Origin of the sequence: Enterococcus dispar ATCC 51266, assembly GCF_000406945.1 — a bacterium.
Classification (GTDB): domain Bacteria; phylum Bacillota; class Bacilli; order Lactobacillales; family Enterococcaceae; genus Enterococcus_C; species Enterococcus_C dispar.
In genome coordinates this window covers 1-4,242 of sequence record NZ_KE136356.1, presented here as the reverse complement: position 1 = coordinate 4,242, position 4,242 = coordinate 1, and the positions used below count along the sequence as shown (strand labels likewise).

Annotated in this window: 5 protein-coding genes; all 5 read left to right on the top strand. The window is 37.4% G+C overall.

Annotated features, from left to right (window positions below; genetic code table 11):
* Positions 1–2: 2 nt before the first annotated feature.
* Entirely contained in the window at positions 3–959 is a 957-nt protein-coding gene (locus RK01_RS13390) for a replication initiation factor domain-containing protein (protein ID WP_016173822.1), read from the top strand.
* Entirely contained in the window at positions 956–1,375 is a 420-nt protein-coding gene (locus tag RK01_RS13385; RefSeq protein WP_016173821.1) for a hypothetical protein, read from the top strand. The genes RK01_RS13390 and RK01_RS13385 overlap by 4 nt, the downstream gene beginning before the upstream one ends.
* Positions 1,376–1,383: 8 nt before the next feature.
* Complete coding sequence (locus RK01_RS13380; protein ID WP_016173820.1) at positions 1,384–1,692, top strand: hypothetical protein; 309 nt, start codon at positions 1,384–1,386, stop codon at positions 1,690–1,692.
* A gap of 3 nt (positions 1,693–1,695) precedes the next feature.
* Positions 1,696–2,058, top strand: a complete 363-nt coding sequence (locus RK01_RS13375) for a hypothetical protein (RefSeq protein WP_016173819.1) — start codon at positions 1,696–1,698, stop codon at positions 2,056–2,058.
* A 221-nt stretch (positions 2,059–2,279) separates the two neighbouring features.
* Positions 2,280–3,686 carry a plasmid recombination protein gene (locus tag RK01_RS13370; protein ID WP_016173818.1) on the top strand — a complete coding sequence of 469 codons (1,407 nt, stop codon included), beginning with the start codon at positions 2,280–2,282 and terminating at the stop codon, positions 3,684–3,686.
* Positions 3,687–4,242 lie beyond the last annotated feature (556 nt).

Sequence of the window (4,242 nt, the reverse complement as noted above, 5' to 3'; positions counted from 1 at the left end):
CAATCGTAAATGAGTGGGAAAATTTAACAGCCCTTTCTAACAGGCGGTTAAATGTCGGTGAGAGCGTAAAAATGATAAAAATGTCTTGGTCGATTGATCGAATAACCATTGTCGGGAAACTCAACGAAAACATTTATTATCACACTTCAAATGATGTATTGATTTTAAATTTTGAACAGCTTATGCGCTTGAATGAAGGAAATGGCTATTTAAAATCTGTTAGCAATAATAGTTGGCAGTTGGTAGACCAACACGATGAAAATATAGCTTATATTGAGATTTTGAAATGGCAAGAGGGGAAAGGGCGAATTGACTTTAACCCTAATAAAATCAATCAGTTTTTAGCTGGTTCTATGAAAAATTTTATTCATGACTTATTTTTAGACCCACACTTTTCTCGTGCAGATATTGCTTGCGATATGATTGATGTGCCAGATGAGTTTATTACCCAATATCGAGTGGTTGACCCTGTGTCCTTTAAACCAATTTATGGGCGTTCTGGTAAGTTAGAAACGGCATATTGGGGTAGTCGTGCCAGCGAACGACAAATTCGGATGTATAACAAAAAATTAGAGCAAGAGACTAAGCGTAAAATTGTGCCGAAAGAAATTCAAAGCTGGTGGCGGTTAGAAATGCAGTTGCGTAGAGGAAAAGCAACTGACTGGCATGCAATGGTGCATGAAACTTTGGATAGTTTTGCTAGTCCGCATTATTTTCCTGAAGATGTGAAAACGTTGGATAGAGTAATGATAAAAGGTTTATTGTATGACCATTCCGAGTGGTCAGCGATTAGTCGTGATTTGAAATATAGATTAAGAAATTTGTTGAAGCAAGAAAGCCAAAATGATGAGTTAGCTAATCATTTACGAGAGACATTTTCGGAATCGGCAGACGATTTGAAACGAGAATTAGATACATGGCTTCAAGGACTTGATGTAACGGAAGTAGGTGCTGAATGAGTGATTCGATAGAAAAAATGACCCTAAAAGAACTTGCTGATGAGCTGGGTGTAACGAAAAATACAGTGCGCAATCAACTGGTCAATCGTGGGTATGATCTTTCTCGCTACAAAGAAAATGGTATTATCATGTTAGACAAGGAGTTGATCGGTGTTGCTCGGTCAATTTATCGGTCAAAAACTAGTCAATTGACCGGTAATTTACCGGTCGATAAGGCAGGCAATGATTTTCCATTAGAAAAAGAGAATGAGTTTTTACGTGAACAGTTAGTTGAAAAAGACAAACAAATTTCTAAACTAACAGAAATGATTCGTGACCAACAAAAATTGACATTGCTTCAACAACAAAAAAACGATCAGTTGTTACTAGAAAATCAAGAATTAAAAAATCGAAAATGGTGGCAATTCTGGAAGTGAGGTGTGACATGAATAAAATTGATTTGAGAGAAGAAACAGTCGATAGAATTGAAGTGATGTATGAACGGTTAGCTGATTATTTGAATCTTTCGGATGAAGATAATTATAGTGAGATGTTTGAACGAATGATGGATGTTCTCAACTCGGTTATCAATGCTGATCTAGCAAAATCTTCAGTTTTGACAAATGAATTTGTTCATAGGCATTTAGCGCAAACAACTGATGAAGCTGAAAAAGAATTTTGGTTGAAATTAATGAGTCATGTTATGCAGTTAAACCAAATTTCCGTTATTAATTCCAAAGAAAAGGGGATGTAGTTTATGGGGATGACTTTAGCAGATATTAAAGCGCAAGAAGAAAAATTAAAAAAAGAACAGGCGAAACTTCGCCAACAGAAGAAACGATTGATTGAGAAAGAAAATGCTGCAATGGGCAAAACTCTTCGCAAGCGTTTTGGGTTTGAATCTTTTGCTGATTTTGAGCGGTGGCTATCGTCAATTTCTGACGATCAGCAACACGAAAAATCAGTGGATAATGAGTGGCTTGCTGATGAAAAATCAGCGTCAAGCGAACGAGATTATCCCGATGAATCTGACGGCTTATTCGGAGTGATACCGAATAAAAAAAGTCAGATGAGCGAGAGTAAATTTACGTCAATGTTTAATGACGTGAATTTACGATAAGCGATTATTTTGCGTTAAGCAAAATAATGCGTAAAAGGAGTTGATAGCGTGTCACGCTTTCGACTCCTTTTTTCGTTGTCACTTGTGACAGCGAACCCCCTCGGAGAGCGTTTGGAATTGTGACAGCCGTGTCACAATTAGGAAAACGTTACTCTTTGACAAAGAGTAACAGAAAGGTTTACACTCTTTTTATTAGCGACAGCGCGAAGGAGGGGTTTAACTTGGGGTTTAGTATTTCGTTCAAAAAGGGAACAAAGAATACAAGCATTTCTCATAATAATCGTGAGTTAACTGATAGCCAAAAAATCAATGACTGGCATAAGCATATTGATTTCGCAAAATCGGATGAAAATGTTTATTTAGAACAAACAAATATTCGAGAAAAGTATGAAGAACTGTTTGGCGAAGCCGTAGAAAAATATAATGCAAAGCAGAAAAGAGCCGATAGAAAAATTGAGGACTATTTAGCAAAGGTTCGCAAAGATAAAAAGTTGGAACCTCAACGAGAATTTATCGTGCAAGTTGGGACACTTGATGATTTTCAGACAACTAGAGCAGATGGTTCTTCTACTGGCATATCGGAACAACAAGCAGAACAAAATCGAGTGATTGCCAACAAAATTTTAGTTGAGTATTTCAAAGAATTTCGAGAACGGAATCCTAATTTATCCGTCTATAATGCTGTTATTCATAATGACGAAGTAAGTCCGCACCTGCATTTGAATATTGTTCCTGTTGCTGAAGGGTATAAACGTGGGGTTCAAAAGCAACCAAGTTTTAACAAAGCCTTGCAACAGCAGGGTTTACGAGCAGATAAAGAGAATGGTCGAGTGATTTGGAATAATTTTAGGAATCAGGAAGTTGAGTCAATTGAACGTTTGATGGCAGATTTTGGTTGGGAGCGTGAGTTAGTCGGTACTAACAAAATCAAAGATGTTCACGAATATAAAGAAATCATGAGCGAGATTTCAGAATTGCGTCAAACGTCCGTAAAAGAGCGTGAGAGCGTTTCTGATGAGTTGAGGTATATTTCTAGGCAAAGAGAAGAAAATGAGCGAGAAAAGGCTCTGGTGGCTTCTGAGAGAGCGAAAATTGAAGAAGAGAAGAAAAATATGCTGAATGTAAAAAAAGAGATGGCGGTCATTTTCCAAAAAGATATTGTTCCTTTAGAAAGTTTCAAGAGGCTTCCTGATGGTTCGTATCACTTATCTGGGAATGATTTTGTTGATTTGTATCAACGAGCTACGAGAGCAACGAATGCCAAGAGAAATGCTGATAACATGAGTGAGCAATATTTACAGATGCTTGAGCAAAATACAGAATTAAATGAGTATGTAGCTGCATTGGAAGAAGAGCGTCATTTGTCTGGTAGAAAACAATTAGCAGATTTACAAGTGGAAAATAAAAAGCTGAAAGAAGAAAATCGCTCTTTACGCCAGCGTTTAGAGCGATTAAAAAACGCATTTCAAAAATCGATCACTCGTTTGTCTATCCGTTTTGGGCTTGCAGAAAAGGATATGGGGCTTTCTGAGGAATTAGAAGTATTAGATCAGGAGAAAACCTTATTTTATCGTCAAAATGTCTCACAGCATAAATTAGAGCGTTCTGAGGATGAGATCGAGTGGTAGTTACGATGTGCAGTCAACGGTACCGGAGGCGGTTTGTGCCGAGGATAAGGAGTTGACGGCTAAACCACTAGCCTATTAAGCTGACATTTGCTAAAAAATGGCAAGTCCATTTTTTGGCCAACCTAGCGTTAGCGAAGTTTGGGGGCGCCCTTTTCAAAGGGTGCGGTTTTATGTTTTTATATATTTGCATAGCAAAAGAGAAGTGCTATTATTGAGTTAGCAGACAAATGAACTGGAAAAAGAGCAAAAAAATAGTCGAGCAACGCTACCAACGTTCTCGACCTTTACGGAAACTATCCATACTAGCTCCGTAACTCAAATTCATTATACGAATATTTTTAGGTTTCTTCAAGACTAGAGATTGCTGGTTATGAATTTTTAAGAGTTACGTGAACTTTTGAAAATTCTTTCCACCAGTCTCTTTTTCTTTGAGGAGGAACGAAATTTGAGTAAAAATGGGACAATCGTAAATGAGTGGGAAAATTTAACAGCCCTTTCTAACAGGCGGTTAAATGTCGGTGAGAGCGTAAAAATGATAAAAATGTCTTGGTCGATT

Bases quoted from the DNA above. Each gene is read 5' to 3' on its own strand.
- RK01_RS13385 (WP_016173821.1), top strand. From the start codon at position 956: ATGAGTGATTCGATAGAAAAAATGACCCTAAAAGAACTTGCTGATGAG.
- RK01_RS13380 (WP_016173820.1), top strand. From the start codon at position 1,384: ATGAATAAAATTGATTTGAGAGAAGAAACAGTCGATAGAATTGAAGTG.
- RK01_RS13375 (WP_016173819.1), top strand. From the start codon at position 1,696: ATGGGGATGACTTTAGCAGATATTAAAGCGCAAGAAGAAAAATTAAAA.